Annotated in this window: 1 protein-coding gene; it reads left to right on the top strand. The window is 37.9% G+C overall.

The features are described 5' to 3' along the window. On the top strand, positions 1 to 1,074 hold a 1,074-nt coding region (locus tag FHL06_RS14020; RefSeq protein WP_153387269.1), incomplete at both ends, for an isopeptide-forming domain-containing fimbrial protein.

Below are 1,074 nucleotides of genomic sequence, written 5' to 3' on the forward strand. Positions count from 1 at the left end.
CAATAATGGAACATATAATCTTCAAGCTGAGATCCTATTAAGACCTTCTCCTACTAATAACGCCATTGTTCAAAGGGAATTATATTTATACAATCCGAATAATAACTCACAAAAGTTTACAGTTTTATTCGGTGAAGATACAAGTATGAAAAATGGGTACAGCCTTCCAGATAGTGTTCCTGTTTATGATCTTGGTAGTAAACGTGGTGTCTATGTCGATAGTAATGGATATAATGGTCACAATTATCGACTATATGTTACTAACGAAGTCCCCGATGGCTTTGATTCTTATACTGGACAATCTAAATCAGGCTCAGCCGTTAATTGGGTAGATGCCTTTTCCAATAAAATTGTTTCTGGAACTGGTGCCGAAACACAGAATAATCCTACGGGTACTCAATTATCTGGATTTGGTGATTCAGCCTACACTTTAAAATGGAGCCCTACAACCTTAGGACCTTACCAAACTGCCCATTACAGTTCCACTTTTGGTGTTGCTGCCAGTCCTGTTTCAGTTCCAACTGCAACCAAAACCTACAAAAATGAATCCAGATCTGACGGCACTAATCATATCGGTGACAAATTAAAATTCACTTTAAAAATGATCAATAATGGTTATAGCGCCAGCTGGAGCTATCAAAAACTAACCGATGAAATCCCTACCGGGCTTCAAATTGATCCCAACTCCATCAAGCAATCAAGTAACGGCGGTACCGCCAGCAGTCTTGTGCCAGGTGACTACGATTCTGATCAACACACCTTGACTGTTTATCCCAATACCACTTTAACGGATCAAAAATATACTACAATTACCTTTGAAGCTAGTATTGTTAAAAGTGCTCTTAATAATTTAAACAGTGATGGTGCTATTACTAATAAGGCTACATTCACTGGTACCGATACCGGTAATGGCGAAACTTCGAGTAAAGATTTTGACGCCTCCGTTGATATACCAATTCAACAACCTAGCTTTAATTATTCATTTTCAAAAAAAGTTCTGAATGTCACTAACGGAGATACTGATTATAAAACTAGCGTCAATGCCAAAAAGGGCGATACCGTTAGATTCAAATT

Origin of the sequence: Companilactobacillus halodurans, assembly GCF_009600985.1 — a bacterium.
Lineage (GTDB): Bacteria > Bacillota > Bacilli > Lactobacillales > Lactobacillaceae > Companilactobacillus > Companilactobacillus halodurans.